Annotated in this window: 16 protein-coding genes and 1 tRNA gene; 7 read left to right on the plus strand and 10 right to left on the minus strand. The window is 56.3% G+C overall.

Annotation, left to right across the window (positions count from 1 at the left end; genetic code table 11):
* Positions 1–71, minus strand: a tRNA-Thr gene (locus tag MKK82_RS24245).
* Between the two features lie 1,624 nt (positions 72–1,695).
* On the opposite strand from MKK82_RS24245, the gene MKK82_RS24250 reads away from it, so the two are divergent.
* Together MKK82_RS24250 and MKK82_RS24255 are read left to right on the plus strand one after the other, a co-directional pair.
* A complete protein-coding gene (locus MKK82_RS24250) occupies positions 1,696–2,733 on the plus strand; it encodes a YihY/virulence factor BrkB family protein (RefSeq protein WP_243987094.1) in 1,038 nt (345 codons plus the stop codon).
* A gap of 444 nt (positions 2,734–3,177) precedes the next feature.
* The gene (locus MKK82_RS24255; protein WP_243987095.1) at positions 3,178–4,413 is read left to right on the plus strand and encodes a hypothetical protein; all 1,236 of its coding nucleotides are present in this window, start codon (positions 3,178–3,180) and stop codon (positions 4,411–4,413) included.
* Between the two features lie 977 nt (positions 4,414–5,390).
* Here MKK82_RS24255 and MKK82_RS24260 read toward each other — a convergent pair.
* Together MKK82_RS24260 and MKK82_RS24265 are read right to left on the minus strand one after the other, a co-directional pair.
* Positions 5,391–8,531, minus strand: a complete 3,141-nt coding sequence (locus MKK82_RS24260) for an efflux RND transporter permease subunit (protein ID WP_243987096.1) — start codon at positions 8,529–8,531, stop codon at positions 5,391–5,393.
* Between the two features lie 28 nt (positions 8,532–8,559).
* Complete coding sequence (locus MKK82_RS24265; RefSeq protein WP_243987097.1) at positions 8,560–9,663, minus strand: efflux RND transporter periplasmic adaptor subunit; 1,104 nt, start codon at positions 9,661–9,663, stop codon at positions 8,560–8,562.
* Between the two features lie 1,143 nt (positions 9,664–10,806).
* On the opposite strand from MKK82_RS24265, the gene MKK82_RS24270 reads away from it, so the two are divergent.
* Positions 10,807–11,166, plus strand: coding sequence for a hypothetical protein (locus MKK82_RS24270; RefSeq protein WP_243987098.1), 360 nt, complete (start codon positions 10,807–10,809; stop codon positions 11,164–11,166).
* A 350-nt stretch (positions 11,167–11,516) separates the two neighbouring features.
* On the opposite strand, the gene MKK82_RS24275 is transcribed toward MKK82_RS24270, so the two are convergent.
* Together MKK82_RS24275 and MKK82_RS24280 are read right to left on the minus strand one after the other, a co-directional pair.
* A complete protein-coding gene (locus MKK82_RS24275) occupies positions 11,517–13,511 on the minus strand; it encodes a putative bifunctional diguanylate cyclase/phosphodiesterase (protein ID WP_243987100.1) in 1,995 nt (664 codons plus the stop codon).
* A gap of 573 nt (positions 13,512–14,084) precedes the next feature.
* Complete coding sequence (locus MKK82_RS24280; protein ID WP_243987102.1) at positions 14,085–14,765, minus strand: OmpW/AlkL family protein; 681 nt, start codon at positions 14,763–14,765, stop codon at positions 14,085–14,087.
* Between the two features lie 553 nt (positions 14,766–15,318).
* On the opposite strand from MKK82_RS24280, the gene MKK82_RS34275 reads away from it, so the two are divergent.
* Positions 15,319–16,233, plus strand: a complete 915-nt coding sequence (locus tag MKK82_RS34275) for a class I SAM-dependent methyltransferase (RefSeq protein WP_243987104.1) — start codon at positions 15,319–15,321, stop codon at positions 16,231–16,233.
* A 192-nt stretch (positions 16,234–16,425) separates the two neighbouring features.
* Here the strand turns inward: MKK82_RS34275 and MKK82_RS24290 are convergent, their stop codons facing one another.
* The gene (locus tag MKK82_RS24290; protein ID WP_243987106.1) at positions 16,426–16,815 is read right to left on the minus strand and encodes an acyl-CoA thioesterase; all 390 of its coding nucleotides are present in this window, start codon (positions 16,813–16,815) and stop codon (positions 16,426–16,428) included.
* Between the two features lie 606 nt (positions 16,816–17,421).
* Between MKK82_RS24290 and MKK82_RS34280 the strand changes: the two genes are divergently transcribed.
* The 3 genes from MKK82_RS34280 to MKK82_RS24305 all read left to right on the plus strand — a co-directional run bounded on the left by MKK82_RS34280 (position 17,422) and on the right by MKK82_RS24305 (position 20,245).
* A complete protein-coding gene (locus MKK82_RS34280) occupies positions 17,422–17,622 on the plus strand; it encodes a ComEA family DNA-binding protein (protein ID WP_243987107.1) in 201 nt (66 codons plus the stop codon).
* A 15-nt stretch (positions 17,623–17,637) separates the two neighbouring features.
* On the plus strand, positions 17,638–18,327 hold the full coding sequence (locus tag MKK82_RS24300; RefSeq protein ID WP_243987108.1) for a hypothetical protein: 690 nt from the start codon (positions 17,638–17,640) through the stop codon (positions 18,325–18,327).
* Positions 18,328–19,411: 1,084 nt separating this feature from the next.
* Positions 19,412–20,245, plus strand: a complete 834-nt coding sequence (locus MKK82_RS24305; protein ID WP_243987109.1) for a hypothetical protein — start codon at positions 19,412–19,414, stop codon at positions 20,243–20,245.
* A 438-nt stretch (positions 20,246–20,683) separates the two neighbouring features.
* Here the strand turns inward: MKK82_RS24305 and MKK82_RS24310 are convergent, their stop codons facing one another.
* The 4 genes from MKK82_RS24310 to MKK82_RS24325 form a co-directional block, all read right to left on the minus strand.
* On the minus strand, positions 20,684–21,586 hold the full coding sequence (locus MKK82_RS24310; protein ID WP_313902117.1) for a DNA N-6-adenine-methyltransferase: 903 nt from the start codon (positions 21,584–21,586) through the stop codon (positions 20,684–20,686).
* A 274-nt stretch (positions 21,587–21,860) separates the two neighbouring features.
* Positions 21,861–22,616 carry a serine hydrolase gene (locus tag MKK82_RS24315; RefSeq protein WP_313902119.1) on the minus strand — a complete coding sequence of 252 codons (756 nt, stop codon included), beginning with the start codon at positions 22,614–22,616 and terminating at the stop codon, positions 21,861–21,863.
* A 75-nt stretch (positions 22,617–22,691) separates the two neighbouring features.
* On the minus strand, positions 22,692–22,865 hold the full coding sequence (locus MKK82_RS24320) for a CsbD family protein (protein ID WP_243987124.1): 174 nt from the start codon (positions 22,863–22,865) through the stop codon (positions 22,692–22,694).
* A 438-nt stretch (positions 22,866–23,303) separates the two neighbouring features.
* Positions 23,304–23,528, minus strand: a complete 225-nt coding sequence (locus MKK82_RS24325) for a hypothetical protein (RefSeq protein WP_243987112.1) — start codon at positions 23,526–23,528, stop codon at positions 23,304–23,306.
* Positions 23,529–23,689: the final 161 nt, after the last annotated feature.

Genomic DNA, 23,689 nt, shown 5'->3' on the forward strand with positions numbered 1-23,689 from the left:
GCCGGTGGAGAGGATCGAACTCCCGACCTTCGGTTTACAAAACCGCTGCACTACCGCTGTGCTACACCGGCAGGCGCTCTGAAACCATTGAAGAAATTGGCGGTTTCGGCGCTTCGAGGAGCTTTTGACTACGTTTGGGGGGATAACTTGGTGACCCCGATGTGTGATCGTTTTGTGTGAGTGTCAATCCAGCTCCAAGGTTGAGTAGCCGGATCCATCTCGGAAGTGGCAGCTTTCGCTCCGGGTCCCTCGAATGGAAATATGCTCCGTAGATGAACTGGTGGCGCATCGGGTTCGGCTTTCCTGACTGCTACGGCAGCCAGGTGGATAGTTCGGCCCTTGAACCTCCGCCGAGCTTGGCCGTTTAATGCTCAGACGAGACGTTGATCGCTTCACCGTCATTGTCCGGCTCGGTGGTGTGGGAGGGGGAGCTTTGCTTGCCTACGCTGCCGAGCTTCTTCCTGCCAACGACCCCACCCCCAGAGCCGTTGTTGTGGTAGCGGTTGAGCCGAAGAAAAGCGTGTAAACACGGCTCGGCTAACAGTGCTTGGCTATGACTTCGAGAACACCGATGTTCGCTAAAATTTCTAGCTGCCGAATTCTATGATTGCGGGACGAAGCGCAAATGAGAGCAGCCTCCGCCAAATGCCGTTGGCCTACAAGCGCGAACGCGATCGCTGCAGCTTCTGTCGCGAGAACAGCGTGCGAATCTGCTTTCCGCATCAGGGCTGAAATTTGATCGGACGCCAATACGTTCATGAACTGACCCTCGAAAGTCAGCACATAAACACTCGAAGCAAGGAAAAGGTTCGAGACAATCTTAAGGATTGCCGTGATTACGATTTAGGCAAATACTTTTCGCGCGATAGCGGCTTCGTATCGTTCGGCCTGCAGGCGAGTCAGGCCAGTGACCAGCGCGTGCGTGCCCCGATAGACGGTCCAGGTGCCGTCGTGCGTCGGCAAAATCCGAATCATGGTGGCTCCGTAGTCGAACTACGTAGGAGCTTAACCATTCGTTAAAGATTAGCAACAGCCGGCTTGTGAGCCCTGTGGCGTCCTCATGACTGTTGAGGGCGCGGTCGTGGGATTTGGATTGTGACCAACTTCCCGCTGACCGGGTCAGGATGGTCAAAGCGATACCCCGGCGATCCGATGATGCCGAGCAGCCCGCTGGCTCGCGCGGGCATTGTGGAGACGGCGCATATGCTCCTGATGCGCCTCAGCCTCATGCTGAGAATGGGTTGGCTTGGCGACGAGTGACGAAGCCGCCGAGTTGGTCTCGCGCTGCGCATTCACCTGTTTCATGGCCTACCCCTTTCTTGATACTTAGGTATCGAGCTTAACCATTCGTTAACCAATTGCAACTCTGGGGCGACGACGCGCTGTTTTGAACCGTGATTCGGCTCGGTGGACTGTGAAAAGAAGCGGGCGGAAAATGTAAAGAACGCAACCAAGGCAACCCCTTACCACGTATCCCCAACGGCCCTGGCTCGGTGATTTATCGATCTAATGCCTTCGACGCCTCAGCGCGAGTCTGCCGTGTTAAAGCGGATCCCCCGTGCCGGTGTCTCCTACAACTCTTCCCGATCTTTCGATTTGGCCGTTCAAGGAACCGTCGCCTGAGGAGTTCGCTGGTCGGCTAGATCAAAGGGCAATAGGCTAAACGAGAGCCACCCGATTGGTATGAGCAGCCTCATGACCCAGGACGAGGCAGATGGTGAGGATTGGCGCTCCGTCAGCACCCGACCGCCTGACGCGGAAACGATCAGAGCCGCACAAGAACGGGCTCGCAAGCCTGGCCGTGGACGCTCGGCTGAGCACCCTGCGCAGATACCCGCTAAGGGATGGCGGGACATTCTCACGCGTGTCTTCTGGGCTGTTCCTCAGGACAGGGTCCTCTCGACAGCCGGTGGTGTCGCCTTCTTCGCCCTACTATCGACGTTTCCTGGCATCGCCACGATCGTATCGCTCTACAGCCTGTTTGCAGATCCAGTAGTCATAGGCGAGCACTTGAGCGCGCTTCAAGGCGTCTTGCCGAGCGGGGTCCTGGATCTAATCGCGGACCAACTCCAGCACGTTGCTAAACAGGGTGCGGGGAAACTCGGCACGGCGTCGCTGCTAAGCTTTTTAATCGCCTTCTGGAGTGCGAATTCGGGTGTGGCTGCGCTCTTCGATGCTCTCAACGTGATCTACCGTGAACGAGAGAAACGCGACCTGATGCGGGTCTACCTGACGACCTTTCTCTTCACGCTGGGCGGAGCCATTGTAACGGTCGCGGCGATCGCCACGGTCGTCGGCCTGCCGTATCTCCTAAACCAGCTTGGCTTCGGGACAGGAACTGACACCCTGTTGCGGGTTCTGCGTTGGCCCGTCATGCTCGTCGTCGTGAGCCTGGGCTTGTCGCTGGTATACCGCTATGGCCCAAGTCGTCGGACCGCCAAGTGGAGATGGGTCAGCTATGGGAGCACCCTCGCAGCCTTGGGCTGGGTTGGCACTTCGACCGTGTTCTCGCTCTACGTGGCTACCTTCGACTCCTACAATCGCATTTACGGGTCACTCGGAGCGGGCATCGGCTTCATGACCTGGATCTGGCTCTCGGTCGTGATCGTCCTGCTTGGTGCCGAGCTAAACTCCGAGATGGAACGGCAGACGGCGCGGGACAGCACCGTCGGTCAGCCTAAGCCGTTGGGATCTCGGAAGGCGTTTGCTGCTGACACGGTTGGGCCGCCGTAGCTCCGCCCACAAGGCGTTCGCCGCAGATACGGTCGGTCCAACGTAGCTCCGCCCACAAAGTCCGCGGCCTATCCCAGCGGGCCTGACACGGCGGAAGGGACTGGCGAAAGCCTTCCGTCTCTGTGGGTGAGGATTGGGTATTGGCAGGCGGCCATCGCTGCCAGATAGGTGCGCCTGAACGCCGGTCCCGAAGCAATTCATCCTGCTATAGGTCGTGGAACCATGCCGCAAGACGATAAATAGAAAGATTATAGATATAAAGCGCAGGTGTGTGCCGATGCAGTGCTCGCGCTCGACTGCAGGGCCATTGGTAACCTACTGAAACTTTTTAGTTTTTTCTATCACCAAACATGATTTGACTTACGTGCCCGGCAACTTATAACTTGCTGCAGTTATAATATATTTAGTAAAACTTGAGGGCGCATACTAATTGGAAACAAGAAATTGGAAAATCAGCTTATAACACTGGATGATTTCGAAGAATACTTCGTAGAAGAGCAGCGAGATTACATCTTAGGTTTCAACTACAATGTTAGCGAGAGCTTAACTGAGCGGCTTGGGCTGCCGAAAGACAAGCATGGTGCATTGTTGTCCATCATAGCTGAATTGCTCGTCGCTCACGAACAAGGAAAGGCAGTCTCCTACTCACGTAGAAAGGTCTTCTACTGCGGCTTGAAGCGTTATTGTGGTGGCGGTTACACCTACGCACGAGTCCTGAAGTGGGTGTCTTGGCTTGAGGAAGCTGGATACATTTACAATCGGATTGCACCACCCCGCCCGCCGCACGAAGGCGAGCGAGGAACACAGTCGACAATGCGAGCAACTCCCAAACTTCTCGAAGCTTGTAGGGGCTTGCTCCTAACTGCCGTTCGTCGAGAATGTCTTTGTCTTAACGGCCCCGACCGGAAAAAGCTAGACTACAACGAAACTGAAGAAACCATTGCCATGCGTCGAGAGGTAGAGGAAATCAATAGCCACTTACGCGATGTGCAATTCGACGTGCGGTTAGATGGAGTCGGCAAAACCGAGCGACACATTTGCATTCCCCATAGGTCGAGCAGAACGAATGAGCCGATGCAGCTTTACATCCCCCATCTTGAACCGAGCATTCGGCGTGTTTTCTGTCGAGCGTCTTTTGACTGCGGGGGGCGTCTATTTGGTCCTTGGCAGAATATACCCAAAAGGCAACGGCAATTTATGACCATCAATGGCGAACTAACTGTGGAGCCGGATTATCCCTCTCTTCACGCAAGATTGGCTTATGCATTGTCCGGATGTCCCCTCCGTATAAATGATGACCCTTACGATGTCGGAGGGGGATTCGACAGAGAACAGGGAAAATACGCTCTGCTGATAAGTTTCAACGCTCGAAACGAGCGTAGTGCGGTCTATTCCATCGCCGCGAAACTTTCGCTTACTTATGCTGATGCAGCAAATTTGTATCAACAGGTCGTCGTCCACAACTGGCCAATAAATCAGTTCTTGTCGAAAGATAAGGGTGTTGTGCTACAGAAAATTGATAGCGATATCGCAATAAAAGTGATGCAAGCTTGTCAGCGTGACGGCATACCTGTGTTGCCAGTGCATGACTCGTTTATCGTGCCGCAACGCGCAGAGAGCTTGACCAGGGAGCATATGGACCGAGCTTGGTCGTGGGCCGTCGACCATAGCCCCTACTAAATTTAGTTTTCTGTTTATCTCTCAAAAAAGGTTCCACAGATGGAGGTAAGGGGGAGGACTACAAAGCCGTCCCAACGGTCTTTGTTTATCTACCTCCCCCTCACCCGATAGATACTAATCTGTCGGTATTATGCCACTTTCTTGCTATCTAAGTGTGTTGTTGCGGTATAGATGTTTATGATTGGGAGATTTATAACATAGATAGGTTCATTAGGAATAGCATATTCCCTGACGTTTGGAGACTTTGATTAGTCCCTCATTAGAGTTTGATTCCGGCGACTAGGGCGCCGATTAGCCTTCCTATTTTGACCAATTGCTTGGAACCCGCTGTCCTGCAGACAGCGCCCGCAAGGATGGTTGTATCCAATAATTTTTAGGTATTTAGATGTATTATCGAACAGTCACAGCATCCCGTGCTCTGAACCGACTTCCTCGATGGGCCAAATCAAATGGCAAATGGACTATGTCAATCCAGCCTGGCAAGACAGTGCGTCAGCTTATTTTGAAAGAGACAGATTTTTACCTGGACAACTGTATCAATTCGTCAAATACAAAATTGATTGGCCTTTGTAAGTCCCTGGAAGTCAAGTTCGACAATCGACCCTTTATGGTCGGCTGCGGCTGCGGCAATCGAGCCACTTGCTATGAAATCACGAGTAACGCTCCAACTCCTACGTTTCTATGCAGCGGCTGTGGTCAGCAGGCAAAACAAGCGGTTGGATACAGCGGGACGATTTGCACTCGTTATGCCGATTTATTCATTGCCTTTCCTGGCGCGACCCCAAAGGACCGAGCGTTACGGAACGAAACGCTGAAATACATCAGAGAAGCAAAGGGATTTAGGAAATACGTTACGGCTAGAAAGGCGAAAAAATTTATTCCCTGACTAGAACAAGGCCGATTTCGACGTTAGGCGGTTTGGAAGCCAGGCACTTCCTTGGCTCCGCTGACCTGAAAGCCTTGCTTGGCAGTGATGGTCATTCCGCAGCTAACGCCAACCTTACTTCACTAACTGGGGCTGCGTCATCGGGTGCTCTCGAACGTTCATCGAGTTGGCGCCGATACCAGAGGGCGTAGAGGGCCGGAAAGAAAAGCAGCGTCAGAAACGTAGCTACAAACAGGCCGCCCATGATGGTGAGGGCCATCGGTCCCCAGAAGGCGCTCCGCGTCAGCGGAATCATCGCCAAAACCGCGGCAAGGGCAGTCAGCACTACGGGCCGGGCTCGCCGTACGGTCGCCTCAACGATCGCTTCACGTAGGGTATGCCGTCCCGACTTTCGGTCAGTCTCTATCTGGTCGACCAGGATCACCGAGTTGCGCATGATCATACCGGCCAGGGCGATCAGCCCGAGCAGGGCCACGAACCCGAATGGCTTACCGGACAGGTTTAGCGAGAGCGACGCGCCGATCAGCCCTAGCGGTGCGGTCAGAAACACGAGGGATAGTCGGGCGAAGCTCTGAAGCTGGATCATGAGCAGCGACAGCATCGCTAGCACCATGACGGGGAAGAGGGCGAACAGCGAAGCGTTGCCCTTGTCGGCTTCCTCAACGGCACCGCCGATCTCGAGGCGGTAGGCTGGTCCCAAACTGTCACGGATCGGTTTCAGCAAAGGCCAGATCGCATTGGTCACGTCAGGCGGTTGGACCCCATCGACGACGTCCGTGCGCACCGTGATGGCCATATCGCGGTTGCGTCGCCATAGGATCGGTTCCTCGTCCACGTATTCAAGCCGGGCGACTTGAGCCACGGGAACGGCCACGCCGTTGCGAGACACCACCGTCAGATCGGATAGGCGCCCTAGCGAAAGGCGCTCAGACTGCGTTGCACGAGCGACGATCCCGACCTGCTCGATGCCCTCACGCATCGTGGTGACCGTGACCCCGGAAATCAGGGTTTGCAGGGACTGGCTGATGTCCTGGACGTTGAGGCCGAGAGCCCGAGCCCTCTCCTGATTGACCACCAGGCGGATCGTCGGTGAAAGTTCGTTCCAGTCGAGTTGCGGTTCGACAACCTTGTCGTTGCGGCGGACGACGTCCCGCACTCGGTAGGCGATCGCTCGGACCTTGGCTGGATCCGGTCCGACCACGCGGAACTGCACCGGGAAGCCCACGGGGGGACCGAAGTTGAAGCGGTCAACGCGAACACGCGCTGCACTCAAGGCGCCTTGTGCGACCACTTTCTCGATGCGGGCCTTCACCCGTTCGCGAGCTTCCGTGTCTCGGGCGACGATGACGATTTCGGCGAAAGCCTCGTTGGGCAATTCCGGATTGAGTCCCAGCCAGAAGCGTGGGCTCCCACGGCCCACATAGGCAGTGTAGGTGTCGATATCCGGATCGTCGTGACCAATCAGCCCTTCTGCCTGCTCCACGGTCTTCAGCGTCGCGCCAATGGCACTTCCTTGCGGCATGCGGACCTGAAGGAACAGCTCCGGTCGTTCCGAGAGCGGGAAGAACTGCTGCTGCACGTGACCGAATCCGACGATGGCAGCCACGAACACGGCGAGCGTAGCCAGCGCCGTTGTCCCTCGAAAGCGCACACACCAACCTACGACCCGCCTAAGCCCCCGGTAGAGCCAGGTATCGTAGACCGCATCGCCACGGGCATCGTCAGCGTTACCATCGTGCTTGACCAAGTCTCGCGGCAATAGGAGCACGCCGAGGTAGGGCGTGACGATCACGGCTACGAACCAAGATGCGATGAGCGCGAGCGCAACCACCCAGAAAATGCCACCGGCATATTCTCCGACGGCCGAGTTTGCGAAGCCGACGGGCAGGAACCCAGCAACTGTGACCAGCGTCCCGGTGAGCATCGGAAGGGAGGTCGAGTCCCAGGCGAAGGCGGCCGCCCTCATTCGGTCCCAACCCTGCTCGATCTTCACCACCATCGTCTCGACGGCGATGATGGCGTCATCCACCAGTAGGCCGAGTGCTATGATAAGGGCGCCAAGCGTGATCCGGTGAAGCTCGATCCCGAGCGCCTGCATGACGATGAATGTCAGTGCTAGGACCAAGGGCACAGAGAGCGCCACGACGACGCCGGTTCGCCAACCCAGCGAGAGGAAGGTGACCCCGAGCACGATGACGAGAGCTTCGACGAACGACCGCTCGAACTCGAACATCGCCTCATCCACGACCTGAGGCTGGTTCGCGATACGGCTGAGCACGAAGCCTTGCGGTACAGCCTCCATGAAGCCGTCCTTGGCCGCCTCAACCCCGGAGCCGAAAGCCTGGATGTTGAAGCCCTTGGCCATCACGACGCCGATGCCCAGAGCGAGGTGACCCTCCTGGCGGACGAGGTTGTCCGGAGGATCGACAGTGCCACGAGTGATCGTAGCGAGGTCACCGAGCCGAACGATGCGCCCGTCGGCCTCTACGGGTGTCTCAGCGACAGCCTGGACCCCATTGAGTGCCCCTGTAACCCGCAGGGGGATGCGCTGGGCCGATGTCTCTATGGTGCCAGCAGGCGTTATGGCATTCTGACGACTCACGGCGTCGAACAGAACCTGCGGAGCGATGCCTAGGGTTGCCAGCTTGGCGTGGCTGAACTCGACGAAGATGCGCTGGTCCTGAACCCCGTAAAGGTTGACCTTGACCACGCCCTCGACCTTCAACAGGCGCTGTCGTAGCCCATCCGCGACAAGTTTAAGCTGCGCATAATCGGCGCCGTCGCCGGTGAGCATGTAGAGCAGCGAATCGACATCCCCGTACTCGTCATCGACGGACGGTCCGATGACCCCGGCGGGCAACTCGCCGCGGACGTCGTCGAGCTTCTTTCGGATCTGATAGAACAGAGCCGGGACCTGCGCGGACGGCGTATTGTCCCGAAAAGTGATCTGCATCGCCGTGAAGCTGGGCTTCGAGTAGGTCACGACCTTCTCAAACCAAGGCAGCGTCTGCAGCCGTTTCTCGATGCGATCAGCGACTTGATCCTGCATCTCCTTGGCCGTTGCGCCAGGCCAGATTGCCGTGACCACCGCAACCTTGATCGTGAAGTTCGGATCCTCCGCTCGACCCAGCCTCAGAAAGCCGAGGGTTCCCGAAGCCGCGATGGCGAGGATCAGGAACAGCACCACCGGGCGGTGGCGCACGGCCCAATCAGAGAGGTTGAAGCGCCGCATCGGCCTGATTTCTTCCCATAGGCCGCAGTCAGAACTGAAGGGAATCGACGATGCGAACACGCTGGCTCGCATCGAGCTTCTGTGCGCCTAACCGCACCACCTGCGAACCTTCAACGAGGCCGGATGTGATCAGAGCGTTCTGGGCGTCATAGCCGGTGACATGCACTGACCTGAGAGTAAGACGGCCACCATCCTCCACGATCCAAACGGATGGCCCACTCCCCTGGTTGATGAGCGCAGAGAGAGGAACACGCATCACACGTTCGCCCTCAGCTTGGCCGAGGGTTACAGTAGCGGTCATGCCAAGCTTTACTGCATCGTCTGCACCTGGCAGCGAGAAACGTGCGAGATAGGTCCTAGTCATGGCATCCGCGGCCGGCGCCAGCTCACGCAGGCGAGCCTCATAGGCCACACCAGCATTCGACCAGAGCCCCACACTGGCCTTGCCAGTGCGGACAAGCGTTACCAGCGCCTCAGGAATGGCGACCACCGCCTCACGCTCAGCCGTGTAGGCAACGCGAATTGCCGCCTGTCCCGGTGAGACCACCTGTCCCGGCTCGATCAGGCTCGCGGTGACAACACCAGCACCATCCGCTCGCAGGACAGCGTAGGAGGCGGCATTCCGGGCGAGTGCCAACCCCCGCTCCAACCGAAGCGTCCGGCTCCGAACCTCTTCTGTGGTCGCCCTTTGCCGGTCGACAACAGATGCCGGTGTCCAGCCTTGAACCGACAGGGACAACGTTCGCTTCAGGTCCGCCTCGGCCTGAACCAAAGCGACCTTAGCAGCAGACAGTTCGGCCCCCGACTGGTCGATCTGAAGCCCGAGATCGGTCTCGTCCAGGGTAGCTAGGACTGTTCCAGCTTCGACGACGTCGCCGACGTTGACGAGACGCTTAGCAACCTTGCCTTGAACGCGAAATCCGAAGTCGCTCTCGATACGAGGGCGGATCGTGCCGACAAAGCTGCGTTCGGGAACGCGCAGTTCTGAAGTTACCCGTAGGACGAGAACTGGCCGGCCAACTTGTGGGGCATCAGAGCGACCTCCGCTCGACTCGGCTTTGCAGCCAACGAGCGAAAGTCCCAGCGCCACCGACAGCGGCAACAAAGAACGATCAATTCGAGGCGTCGACACGATCGGCTTCCCACATAATAACCAGCGACAGGCAGCGTTAGGTTAGGCTTCGCAAACGTCTGCCTTCATACCCGGTAGTTGTTTGCCTTCTAGGCGCCTTTGTGTTCATTTATCGAGATTGCGAGGATGCGTCGCTTCCGCAACAGCTTGTCTTCCCTCCAGTGGCCGCGCAACTCCCCCCTTGGGGATTTTGCCGCGGCTGCGGCTTCAACTCCGCTCTGATGATATTATCATTCGAGGGATCCGGAAGTGCGTGCGCACATTTGCTTCACCGCACCCTGTAGTGATTTTGGTTAATAACCTGCCTTCGGGCAAGTGGTGCTCCAGCCATGAAAGCGGTTAAACATGGCTGGCCTCGGACAAGTGGCCACCGCAGTTCAAAGATTTGTCCGTTGGCTCTGAGAGCCCGTCCGATAAATCGTCCGTGAGGCCAAAGGCGGTGCGGCCAGAAGCACTCTCACGTTGAGCATCGAAGGTCCGAAACCTCCTCCCGGGCTTCTTATGGGGCACTTATCGGACGGGCTCTGAGTAGGGCTTAACCTTCGGTCATTTCAATGCCCACGGGATCTATGCTGAATGATCCGTGGTCTCGGAGGATGTAGGGTTATTTCACGCCTCCGCACTCAGCGAGCGTCATCCTGATCCGAAGCATGCTGGGCCATCCGCCGGTTTGCTTATGGACGCCGCTGCATCGAAGCGCCGATTGCGTCCGAACCCTATCGGAAAATCGGAAGGCGGAATCCTATCAATCCAAGCCCAAGCACAAGTAAACTACTACTCAATCCCTCCACGAACACTCGCCGCTCAGGCTGGCTCGGAGAAATATAGGCGAGAGCTACTCCAGTGGCGAGGACGAGAATACTCATGACGAACATATTACCACCAAAAATCCCTGCTATGGGAGCAAGCCTGCTCCATAGCCCTATGGCTTGGGATGCCAATGTAAGTCCATTCCCTGAGGTCCAAGACGATATCACGTCGTCGTTGATGAGCCGCCGCACGCTACGGGGCGGCTGCGGTGCGCACGTGAAAACAAACCGCAATTCAATGTTGTGCAGGCAGCCAGTCGCGAGCGTTCCCTACTGCATTCGATCAGGCTCAGCAAAAAATTCGGCTCGGCACCGACGGCGCGCGCGAGATTACGTGACTGCTTCGAAGGCGCTGTGGCGCCGTCCGGAAACGAGTCTTAGGATTTCCGACCGTAAATATGCTTACAACGAATCGAAACCCCCATCACCTACTTGGTCGCTCTGCGGTGCTCTTCACGTAGCTGAGGCAGCGACGTCGCGCCTGCCGATCTTTGATCCGCTCGAAATCCTTGAGAAGATCGGCGACTTCAATCAGTTCTCCGGCCTGCATTTTATCAACCGCGGCAAACAGAGCCGACTTTTTGTCAGAAACTCTGAGCAAGCCTGGAATTCGAGCGCACACAACTACAGCAACCACCTTCTTAGCTCCGTTGGAAATAATCCACACTATATAGGCTGTGATTTTACATTCTAGTCACGAAGTCGTGCGAATTCAGCCCAATTCACTATTTGTTCGAATGAAGCTGACGAAGGACGGCTCAACGGGCTCAATGACAGAGATGGACGGGTCTGAGCGCAACTCGCCTCGCCGGAACCGTTCTAGCCCGAAGACCGATCGCCGGCGGGATCGCACTCAGCCCGCTATCCGTCAAATAACCACAGCCGATCGCGCTGCTATCAGTCATGTAAAAACGAGCCCGGGCACCACGAAGAAGTATCGATCCGGTGGCGCGAAGTAGCAGCACCAGCGCCACTCTGCCTATCGCACAATGCGCTGCAAAGGTCCCACCGATACTAAACACCGAGGCTTCGACCAGGATCATCTCAGCCGACCGCCGCCCGCCGCAGGCTCGTCGGCTCGGCATTCGGACGTCCGTAAGACTCCGCCGTGGTAGGCCTGCCGAGATGGTATCCCTGAAGGTAATCGACCCCGTGCTCTATACAAAGGCGACGCTGGTCCTCCGTCTCAATCCCTTCAACAACGATGGCACAGCCGGTGCTGCGCACGAGACCAATGATACTTTTGAACATTTCAGCGCCCTTGACCGTATTCGTCGCGTGTAAGAAAGAACGGTCCACCTTCACCACATCAAACTCGATCTCTCGAACACAGGACAAGCCGGCAAACCCAGTTCCAAAGTCGTCGAGCCACACTTGCACACCAAGCAGCCTTAGTTCATTAATGTTCTTCAAAATTTCAATCTGGTCCTCAATCTGCAGACTTTCGGTGATCTCGATGGCAAGTCTGTGAGGGGAAATTCCGGCGTCACTGATAATATTGGCCACCATCAGAGAAAAATTCTCTTGCCTGAGCTGGAACGGTGAAACGTTGACGCTCACTAGTGGGACCACGTCGGTGGCGAGAAGCTGCTGACAAGCAGACCTGATCGCCCAGAGCCCGAGCTTCACGATGACACCCATCCGTTCGGCCATCGGAATGAAAACAGCCGGGGAGATGGACTTGCCAGTGGGAGTCGTCAGGCGCATCAGCGCCTCGGCCCCTGCGATCTGTCCCGAAGTCGCGTTCAAGACCGGCTGGTAGACAAGCGATACGAGATTTCGCTCCTCCGCCGTGCGGAGCAAGTCGGCTAAGTTTTCCTCGACTTCCGCCTGCATGGCACTGTCGAAATTGAATAATTGTATACAATTTCTGCCGCTTCTCTTCGCGTCGTAGAGAGCCCGGTCGGCTTCGGTGATCAATCTCTCTACTCGCGTACCCGGAACGTCTTGACTGAACGCGGCGCCGACACTCACTGTGACCGTCGAGGTACTGTCAGGCCTCTGATCGTGCGGGATACCCAAATTTTCAACCGCACAGCGGATCGTTTCCGCGATGTGTTGGACATGCTCTCGATTTGGAGACGGGGCGACAAGAATGAACTCTTCGCCACCGAAGCGGCCGACCATGTAGCCGTTCTCAGCACCGGCAGTTGCCATGGCATTGGCAACGGCTTCCAAACACCGATCGCCCTCCTGATGCCCATAACGGTCGTTGTAGATCTTGAAGTAATCGACATCGACCAGCACGACCGCGAAACTGATACGCTGGGTCTGCCAATCCCGCCAATAGGCGCCCAGCTCTTCATCGACAGCGCGACGGTTTGCCAGTCCCGTTAGGGCGTCGGTCGTGGATAGCCTTAGGAGGGCCGCGCCACGCTCCATGGCCTCCTTCTGGCGGATCTCCGCGCGCGCGGAGTTGAGAAAAACTAGGAAACGCTCTGAATTCAAGCTCCAGTTAACGTACAGCGTGAGGATGTAGGTTGAAAAATATAGCGCCGCGATAGCGACGACATACTCAAGTCCAATATTGCGATGCGCCGCGATATCCAGCTGGGATAGTATTATGATTATACTAGAAGAAACTATCGCGACCCAAAACCTGAAATTAAAAAATACGTTTTGACCTATCATGAATATTACGCCATAAGTTGCGTAATATGTCATGTTGTCTTGATATATGCTCAGACCAGAAATCGCCAGCCATGTCACATAGGCGAGCACGGTGGCGGATGCACAGTGCAGTTCGATATACAGGGACTGTACGCCGACCCTGAACAGGGCTTCTGTACCTATGATGAAGATAGCCCCTATGGCCATTCGCGCTAGCAGATCGAGCACGAACACGTCGTTGACGAGGATATAATCGGTAAATGCGAAGAGGACGTAGACTGCACCGGCGATGTGGGCCGAGATCCGGGCGCTCTGCCGACGCCATTGCTCACGCTCCGCAGCGTAGAGAGCCTTCACCGCACGCGAGCTTCGGACGTACCACGGCTTGCCTAGCTCCTCGTCGAGCAAGTCCGGAAGTGCCGGTATCATCGCCGTTTAGATCCAACCTTTGCCGCCGGCCACACTGACTCAGAGTTCGAGACGAGCCGAGATCGGACGATCTGCGAAGAGAGTAAAACAGGGTCAGAATGGATGGAGGCCCTTCACAGATCCTTAGCGGGCGCCAGGTTCGAAACCGGTTTTATCGTCGACATGTCGCTGAGTGTGTTCAAGCTTACCGAGAAATAACTGCCAGTCGGATTTCAGCATGCTCCGCCGGAGCATACCGTGTTCCGCCCGAATCGATCGCTAATTCTTTTCGGCGATATCCGAAGCACGTACGACACATCGACGGATAGCTGCAGCCGCTGAATCGGCGGCTGGCGATGCCTCGGATCCCCCGCCGTTTCGGTGAAGGCACTCCACGGCAGTCCGCAAAATGCCTTGAGTGCCGGCTTACGCACTGGCTTCACCTGCAGCGGTCAACCGAATTTTGGGGCGCTTGCCGCTCTGGAGCCGACGACGTCTTGATCAGCTAGCGCCCTCCAACCTTCCGATTATGCAGCCCGCGAGACAACCGAGATCGCAGGCTGCCTGTGACGAGGCCGCGAATAGGGGAGGCTTTCAGTATCGGTAGGTCAATCCAGAGTGGAGGACGACTGGATCGAGGCTCACGCTGGAACGAACCGGCAAACCGGACAGGTAACCCCTGGTCGTCGTAGTCACAAAACCCTTCTTGACATCGAAGAATGCTCCCCAGTGCGAGTCAAGCATGAGGTCGAAGCCGGCCTGCAGTACTGGCCCGGTGGCGTCGTCCGTCCGGTATCGACGAACGAGCCGATCTTCGTCGGAGAAAATTATGAGCACCGCGACGCCGGCCCCAACGTAGGGCTGGAACGTTCCGAGGCCGTCGAAGTGGTAGTGAACCGTCGCAGAAAATGGACCTCCCCGTGATTTCCCGATGGTTCCAAAGCCGCTCAACGTGCCGGACGCCTCGACTTTCGAGAGCGGTGGAACGCCGCCACTCACGGACACGGCGATACTAGGTGTCAGGAAGTAGCCGGCCTCGACGGCGAAAGTCGCGCGATCTCCGATCTTCACCGCGGCGCCCAGAACCCGAATGCCGGCAAGGCTGATCCGTGTGCTAGGATCGTTGAAAACACCAGCCAAGCCGGCGTGCAGATAGAACGATGGCGGCGCGAGAGCCGACACCCTCCCGGCGTCGGTGACTCCGAAATCAGCGGCACAGACGGCAGTTGTCGTTAAGAGAGCCGAAAAAATCGTAGCGAGACCCCGCATGGACATCTGGTACTCCGCCCCTCAAGGCCAGCTGGCTTGTGGCACTTACATCGTCGACAAATCATTAAGAACATCTCTGTCGAGCAAAGCTTGTGGAGTGGGACCGGATAGTTGCAGGGGTAGGCGCTAGCAACCCATTAAATCGTTTGCCTTCGCAAGTGGCCGAAGACGATTCAAAATATGCATCTACAACGTAGCGCAGCTCCGCTGCCATCGCTTGACTGCTCCTGAGACCTTTAAAAGTCGGCGGACGAGCGGTGCCGCCCAATACCCTTGCGGCTCGGCGGTAGCATACGCCACTCCCCTCCCTCTCGAGTGCGGTCAAACGGCAGCGTAGGCCTCTATCTTCGCAGCCAGCCCGACATAAGCACGATCCAAATTGCATGCGATTTGCCGTTATTGCCCAACAAACAGGCACGCTTGGATTGAACCCCCGAGCTCACTTAAGCAACGCTTACGAAATAACGTGGATGTGTTGTAACTTTATCATTGTGGTTAACAGAATGTATATGGTAGCTGCTCTGCAGGGTTAATGCACATTAACTTCTTGGAGCGGGACGTGGACCGTCTAAAGGCTGTTTTGACTGAGGCTCATGAGAGACTCTCAGCAGAGCCCGAATTAGGTGTGATAGATTGGTTGGCGACGGAGCTAAGCACGTCGTTCGACGAGGCAATGACAGGTGGTGACCTGCAGGAATTTCAAACCTTCTGCCGGTCTCATCCGCTCTCACAAATCCTGTTAATGGACCCATATGCGCGGCGCGCATTCGAAAAGCCTCGCGGCTATGCGGGTGATGCGGTCATGCTAGATTACATATATAGGCCGACCAGATCTTCTTTAGACGGAATAGCCGGGGTAATACACGAAGCTACGACGAGTTTGCCGAACGCCAAAAGCATTCTATGGCGCCGCGACTACCTGGCCACTCTGATAAACAGCACCATGCTCTCCAGGGAGACGGCAGAAGTCCTGTCAGTGGCCTCAGGCCACATGCGGGAGCTCGACCGCCTCCGAGACATCACCTCACATACCAACGTCAGGTTTACCGCGCTTGACCAAGATGCGGATTCCATTGCCGAAGCTAGATCGACCTACAAAGAATATGTCATATCCGGGCAGGCGAAGAGCTTCGCCTCGCTGATCAGAGAGCGCGCCGCTTCCAAAAGATTTGATTTGGTATATTCCGCAGGTCTATTCGACTATCTGCAAGACAACACAGCAGTCGCTTTGATTAAGGCGATGTTCTCCCGCCTGCAGTCCGGCGGAATTCTCTCGATTGCGAACTTCACACGGGACAGTCACGGCCGCGGATTCATGGCTGGTTTCATGGATTGGTGTCTTATTTACCGCAACGAAGAAGATCTGAGGTCCCTTGCTGACGCTGCATGTCCAAAAACATCTCACAGAATATTCAGAGATCAGCCACGTAACGTTGTTTATCTGGAGCTCTTCGCAGACCGCAACGAACATTGACACACAGGGGCGCCTATTGTTTCTGGCGAGCCGTCATCCGCCGTATATGAAGGTTCTCGTGTTGTTAGTGGCCATATCGCTACGGCTGGGATGAAGGAGAGGCCTAGTAAGCGCCTTGCCTTCGTCATGGAGACACGAGTGTGCTTAAGAGTTCAACTCGACCAGCGGAAACCCGCGCCCCGGTTGGCCTCACTAATGGGTATCAAGAGCGCGAGGCTTCCCGTTCTCGTCCAGAGCCACGTAGGTGAACACGCCCTCGGTCACCTTCTCTGGGTTGGTGCCGGAGCGGTCCCGAACCCAGGTCTCGATCTTGACCGCTATCGACGTGTCGCCTTGCTGCTGAAGGGTGCAGTAGACGCCTACCTCGTCGCCGACTGAGATCGGCCTGAGGAAGCGCATGGCGTCAATGCTGACTGTCACGAACTTGCCTGGAGCCCGCTGAGCCACGAAGGTCCCGCCCGCCAAATCCATTTGAGAGACGGTCCAACCTCCAAAAATTGCACCAGAGGCATTGGTGTCCCGCGGCATGGCTACGGTCCGCAAATGGGGACCACCAGGGACGTTCGGGATCTCGTTGGCCATATCTGCTCTACTCCGTCCTACGGTACCGTCTAGAATGCCACCTCGGCACGCGGTGTGCCCATATGGCGAACGGGTCAGTAGGGTCCTGGTTCGCGGAACCGCATGCTGCGTGTCCGATCCAGCTACCGTACTCGAATAACTCTTCCGTATGAGGCTGCCTCGAAGACGCAATAGGTGAACGGCACACGGCCTCGCTGCCAACGTCAGGGGGTAACGGTGCGATCCGTTTTTTCCATCAGTACCGAGTTGGCGGTAGTCTCGGTCGCGCTTACTGCGCTCTGGGTTTCCCATGGCCCTAGCCCTCAAGGGGAGCAGTTCAAAAAGCCCGCGGCCGTCGTGCCAATCTCCCAACAGCCTCCGCGTCTAGTTTCAAACGGACAACCGATGCGGACCATCACAACGGGACCGTCGGCTGGCCTAGCCGTCAGCGACGCCAGTCCTGCTCAAACTGGAATGGTGGTAGCCCCAACCCCTTCGGCCGGTATCCCGCCCGCTGGCCCTACCAGTAGCGTTTCCGCCGATCCGTCGACGGATACGAGACCGCCAATCAGGCTGGGTGACGTCGCACTTGTCTCCGGCTTGAGAACCGACACTACGGGGAACAGCGTGGACGACCCAGCGACGACGAATGGCACCGTCGACCTGAACTCAGCGTCGGTCGAGCAACTGAATGCCCTTGGTGCCGGGATGATCGGCAAGCGGATCATCGAATTTCGCCCCTACGCGTCTGCGGAGGAGCTACTCTCTCGACGTGTCCTGAAGCGTGCTGACTACGAAACAATCCGGGTTGCGATCACTGCCCGGTAGCTCGGAGGTCCCCCTATGGCTCCAATCCCGGAAGCATCAGCAGCCCAGCTTCCGTTCACGGGACTGGAAATGCGGGATCTTCGTTTAGACCCACGTGCAGCCTACGAGGCGGCGAAGCAGGCGATTCATGTGACCATCAGGGATGGCAAAACGGGTCTAGATCTCTCCGGCTACGGCCTAACCAAGCTGCCCAAGGAAATCGCACTGCTCTACGAATTGAACGTAAGTTTTAATTTCCGAGGCTGCGCAAGCCTGACTAATCTCCCAAATGGCTTTCAAGCCAAGGGAAGTGTTCTGCTCGACAACTGCACTGGTTTAACCGCACTGCCCGAAGGGATGTCCGTCGGAGGCGGCTTATGGCTGACTAACTGCGTAAGCCTAACCGCGTTGCCCAGGAACTTGTCGGTTAGAAGCCGCCTTCATTTGATTGGCTGCAGAGGGCTGAGGGCCATTGGGGACGGCCTTTCCGTCGGTGGCGAGCTTGACGCGGCGGACTGCGAAGCCTTGAGCATGTTGCCGGAAAATTTGTCAGTTGGTGGCGGCCTCCACCTTGAAGGATGCACAAGTTTGGCGAGGCTACCGGAGGGCTTATCTGTTGGGGGCGACCTCTGGCTGATGGATTGCGAAGCCCTTACGACGCTGCCGACAAGCTTATCGGTCGCCGGCCACATCCATTTTGAAGGTTGCACACGTCTAGAAGCTTGACCGGCGTAATTTGAAGCCTGCTGACTACAGAATTATCGGGGCTACGGTCATTGTCCGATAACCGCGCATAGAAGCTCGCGAAGAACCTTCTTTACGCGCCACCATCGAGGCAACGCTCTTCGCCGCAGCAAAGCTCGTCAGAGCATGCATTTGATTGCACGCTACAATAACAGGGACCGATAAAATACTTCAGTTTCAATCATAACTTATTGCTGCGCAGCCCAATGTCTATGTCAACGTAGTTTCCGTAATTCATATTCGAAGTGAGGCTACCCTGATGGGATTCAGAGTTTGCTGAAAATATCAACTTAAATCAAATTATGCCCCTCCTCTCGCTATGTAAGTTAAGCGTCTCGGGGCCTGAAACTAATCTGTGATAAAGCAACCAAAACGCTAATAGCTCGGTTTGGTTGTAGAGGGAAGCCGCGGAGTGGCCGTATGAATAACGCTGTTAAGGTGCTGTGCGTCCTCGGTCTCGGGGCAGCGACTGCTAATTGTCAGAGTCTTCAAAGAGGGCAGCCGACAACCCTCGCTGCCCTGAACCAGGGCTCAACTTCGTCAGCGCAAGCTACAAGCTTGACAGCGCCTGTTCAAAGCGGGCTACCGAATACCTCCGCTGCTACATGGCAGATGCCTTGGCAAATCATGCCGGTGGCCTACGGAAGCGCCGCACACCGAGAACCGATTGCAGAAGCCATTGTGCCCGGAACAGGACGAGTTAGGGGAACGCCGGCGGCACTAAAGACGATTGGGCAGCCGCTTGCGGGTTCAGCAGGCGAAAATCGCACAGTGGCTTCCTGCCGGAACAAGGTGGCGCAGGAGGCAAGTAGGTTTGGCGCCAAAGATGTTGAAGCGGTATCCGCCGGACGTGAAACTTTTCAGAATGGATTTTTTGTCGCTCCTGTCCGCGTGAGAATTACTTACGGTATCAGGGGAAAATTCGAAGTGCGGGAGAGCACGTTGTCCTGCGTTGCATCGCCGTCCGGCAATGTTTTGGACGCTTATGTTATGAATGGAAATAGGCAGAACACCTAATTCCACTTTGTCTTCCTGGCCGCTTGGAGTCGATTCCTTGATACGTATAATGGCAAGTTTGTTTGGTCTGGGCGTTGTATTGATTTCAGCTTGGCTATTGAGCGAACATGTCAATGATTTAAATAATCAAATCGTGAGACAAGACTCTGTTGAAGCGAAGAAGGTTGATGAATTCAAATCGGCCCTTCGCGATGCTGTCACAGCTAAAGACTCGGCTATCGCTGACAGAGATCGTGTTGCAAAAAGCTACGGTGAACTGCAGGTCGAGTTAAGGTCGGAAATTGCCAGGATGACGGCTGAGAAGGACAAGGCGCTACGCCTGGCTGCCGAATTACAAACTAAGCTAACGGCGAAAGCGGCTACAAAGTCAGACGCTGGAGATCCAACGTCGTCAAATGCATCGGTTGAGTTCTACGCGAATAGGAACAAGCAAATTACTCTTTCGAAGAACCTCGAAGACCTTCAAGAAAGATATGGTATATTAGACGCACGACTCACAGTAAAAGATGAAGAACTGTCTAAGCTCCGTAGTGATTTGAAGATATCAGATAGCATAGCGGTGGATCTTAGTCGCATTGAAGAGCTTAAACGAGCTTTGATGGTTCTTCCTTCCTCAATCGATATCAAAATTCCGTTAACTCCGAACAGTGCCCCGATAAGAAACGAGAGGGGTAAACCTGTCACTCAAGAAACTGTTCGCACAGCCCCGGTTGTGAGACTTCGTCCCCCACCTGTAATTGCGCCGATGCACAAGCCTGCTGTTAAGGTAGCTGACAAAGCTGTTCCTACTTTTGTTCGGCATATGCGAACCGAGGTTAAGCGTCAAAGCGGGTTTGGGATACCATCTGGTCTGCCATCGGAACTTAGGCCGATCGGATACTAGTGCCGCTACAATTGCTCAATATCAACCTGTTCGTGCGCGGCAGGCCATCAAGTCAATTTTCTTATCCGCTGATCTGCTGACGCGGACCCTACGGCGGGGTCGCCCCAGGTTAGCGCGGTGGTCGCAGACCATCTGCGCGAGATTTGTGCTATAACCAAGCTTGCCAACAAGCGGGCTGGTGATGAGACTCCCCCAGGGGCATAGGGAGCCGTCTCTGATCTGAATGTTTAATAGATGGTATTTTGTCTGTTCGGTCATCTATGGGTGTGACATTGCAGATGCCACGTCCAATCAATCGCAGCCAAGATAGACTATAAGGCATTCGGTCTGCGGTGACAGTCCAATAGCCCTCTGGATTAGCATATGGGGCAAATTCCCATGTTTCATCAGCCGTCCGACCTTGAGCCCCTAATCGGAGCGAGCCCGCAGATGAGCCTGCTATTTTTTTGCCGGCACATGCCACGCCTCCGGTAGAGCAGCGCCGACCTGCGCTGCCTGCTGTGCGCTCGCACCCCACACCACCACTGCGGACGGAAATGGCGCCGGCATCGCACCGTCCCCGAACTTCAACCGTCCCCGCAGCATGAACACGTCGGCTGCGCCGACTACGTGCATGTGCCACCACTTGGTATCGGTACGTGCCGGCACCAGGCCGACTACCACAGCACCACGGGACGCCTCGCCAGCGCATTTCGCCACCCATTTGCCGAGTTGCTTCCCGTAAGGAGGGTTGACGAACACCGTTCCCCGCCAGGGCTCTTTCAGACCGTCATCGCTCACAGTCAGCCGAACCCGGGCTTTCACCCGTGCCCTCTTAGCGTCGGCCGAGCCCGCGCACGGGTCTAGGTCAAACCGGCCGAACACGCTTTCCAGAGCAGCCACTAATTCCGCTGGTGTCTCCCAGCCGTGATGGACTGAGCTATTGCCGGCTCCGGTGAAGAACCCAGCCGTTGCGTCTATAGGCGCCAGATACAGGCCGGCACCGACTGCGATTCCGTAGATTTCCAGCGTTTCCAGACGACCTGGTCCGCCGGCTTCCAGGGCTGCCAATGTGGTGCGTGATACTCCAAGCATGCCCGCCAACGTCCGCTGGCTCAGCCCACGACGTTTCCGTAATGCGGCAAGCGCGGTTCCTGTGGGACCAACGGCCAGGCTTCGCCCATGCAACTCGTGCCCGAGTGCTGCCAACACCGTCGACCAGCTTGTGAGCGTGCCCCGCCCCCGTTCCAAATTACGAACGGTCGCAACACTAATTCCGGACACCTCCGCAAGTTGAACTTGCGTCATCAGCGGAAGCCTCACCTCCCTCAACGCAGCCCCAAGCGAGGAAAGTTGGGCCACACTACCCCCGGCTGGGTTTCAAAATGCTCTGATAGTTGGGCCAAACGGGCGCGTTGGTGTCAACGTTTAGTTTGTTAAACGTCCTTTTCAGTACTGCCTTGATGCTTTGGGATTCGCATTTTCTCGTCCTCGGACATGATCCCGTTCGGGTGGTCGTCGCTTCTGACCTGCCTATCCGGCACATGCTCGTGCGAAACGCCATCCTCAATAAGCTTCCTTCGCTCGCCTTGCTCTACTACGCGCTTGTCTCAGTATCCTCCTGGAACGCCATCGCTCACCGAAGCGCACTCACCACAGCCCCGAAGAAATCGGCATCCACGACAGGAGGCGCGCCCGTCGGTTTTGACCGAGCGCCCCACATGGCGATCACCACGTGCTCTCTCGGATTCACATAGACATACTGTCCGAAAATACCGCGGGCGGTGAATGCCCCCTCATTCGGCGTTCCCACCGGGGCTCCAAGCGGCCACCACATGTAACCGTAGTTGACCGACTTCCCGTTCAATTCCTTGGGTGAGCCTGCCTGCTCAAACCAGCCCTCTGGGACGACGCTCTCGCCGTTGATCACGCCCTTGTTCAACACGAACTGACCAAAGCGCGCGTAGTCGCGCAGCGTCGCACTGAACCCACTGCCTCCGACCTCCAGGCCGTTGGGTGACTCCACCCACCAGGTGGCATCCTGCTCCATGCCGACCTTCGACCAGATCTTCTCCGACAGGTAGACCGAAACCGGCTTCCCGACTGCGGCATGCACGAGGGCACCCACAAGGTGTGTCTCTCCAGTGCTGTAGTTCCATGCCGTCCCGGGCTCATGGGCACGGGGTAGCTTCGACATCATCGCGACGACCGTGCCTGGCTTTCCTTCAAGCTGAGGCGCCAGCATGTGCCGGCGATCAGATCGCGGATCGGCATAGGCCTCGTCCCACTTGGCGTCTGACGCCATCTGCAGGAGGTTCTTGATCGCTCGATCGAGGCTGCTTTTCAGGTGCTCGACGTCAACGATCGGATCGTGGAAATCACCACCAAACAGATAAAAAGTTGAAAATCTGCCTTAGCACCCTCGCGGCTCTAGCTGTGAGCCCGCGAGGGATTGAAGTTAGCGAAGTTACTTCCCTTTGAGGGCATCCTTCACGCTGCCCACTGCGTTTTGGACTTTCCCCTTCACCTGATCGGCTAAGCCCTCGTTTTTGAGCTTCTCGTCACCTGTCAGCTTACCAGCCCCCTCTTTGACCTTTCCGCCGAGGTTGGTGGTTGAGCCCTCAACGCGGTCCTTGTCCACGGACATGGTGTTCCCTTTCCTCATAAGGCGCAATGGCGTTGCACCTCAGAAATCGAACGAAATATTCCCACGATCAGTTCCAGACCATAGCGAAACAGATCAGTCGCCGCGAAACCCTGGTCGTCCGTTGAGCGTCACCGTCATGACTAAGCTACTGTGCGTATCAGACACGAACACCTGCACGTCGAAATTCCTCGACCCAGATCAAGATGCACGCCTAGGCCGGTCTTCCAACTAGAACTGTCATGAGTCTCGTCTAATCTGCTCTCAGAAGCCTCGGAAAATCACAATCAACAACAATGTGAGCAGAATTGATAGGAGGATCGATCCAGCACAGCCGAGTCGATTTGAGAAGAAAAAAAACATAGATTTCCCTCATTGGGGCTCTTGCTGCAATCTTCTCAGATGGGCTGCTAAGGCAGCGTAGCATTGGAATTTTCAGACGCGTTCCAGCTCGTCTGCCAGGTCTGAGAGGTATTTCAAGATCCGATCGCCTGCCGAACCATCTAAACACTCAATTTCGATGGTGACTGCCTGAGTTCTACCCTTGGAAAGCCGCAGGATAGCTTCCGCAGCTTCCCCCGCTTTTCGTTCAGTGTCAGCTTCAATTTTGACCGTGCACTCCGGCGCACTGATCACGATGCGACAGAAAACATGTTCCATAAGGGGCAAACGTCTCGAAACGGCTCCGGTTCGGCTATCCGCCTGCGGCGTAGGCACGCTCGGCGCCGTTTTCCCCAAGAGCTTTTTAGACGTCGCTCGGCCGGCTTCGGACACCTTTGTGGTGCTGAGGTCATCCCAATCATGCGCCGACCTACGTCCTG

Origin of the sequence: Methylobacterium sp. E-046 (assembly GCF_022829625.1) — a bacterium.
Classification (GTDB): Bacteria; Pseudomonadota; Alphaproteobacteria; order Rhizobiales; family Beijerinckiaceae; genus Methylobacterium; species Methylobacterium longum.

Bases quoted from the DNA above. Each gene is read 5' to 3' on its own strand.
- MKK82_RS24250 (WP_243987094.1), top strand. From the start codon at position 1,696: ATGACCCAGGACGAGGCAGATGGTGAGGATTGGCGCTCCGTCAGCACC.
- MKK82_RS24260 (WP_243987096.1), bottom strand. From the start codon at position 8,531: ATGCGGCGCTTCAACCTCTCTGATTGGGCCGTGCGCCACCGCCCGGTG.
- MKK82_RS24275 (WP_243987100.1), bottom strand. From the start codon at position 13,511: ATGATACCGGCACTTCCGGACTTGCTCGACGAGGAGCTAGGCAAGCCG.
- MKK82_RS24280 (WP_243987102.1), bottom strand. From the start codon at position 14,765: ATGTCCATGCGGGGTCTCGCTACGATTTTTTCGGCTCTCTTAACGACA.
- MKK82_RS24290 (WP_243987106.1), bottom strand. From the start codon at position 16,815: ATGGCCAACGAGATCCCGAACGTCCCTGGTGGTCCCCATTTGCGGACC.
- MKK82_RS24300 (WP_243987108.1), top strand. From the start codon at position 17,638: ATGGCTCCAATCCCGGAAGCATCAGCAGCCCAGCTTCCGTTCACGGGA.
- MKK82_RS24305 (WP_243987109.1), top strand. From the start codon at position 19,412: ATGGCAAGTTTGTTTGGTCTGGGCGTTGTATTGATTTCAGCTTGGCTA.
- MKK82_RS24325 (WP_243987112.1), bottom strand. From the start codon at position 23,528: ATGGAACATGTTTTCTGTCGCATCGTGATCAGTGCGCCGGAGTGCACG.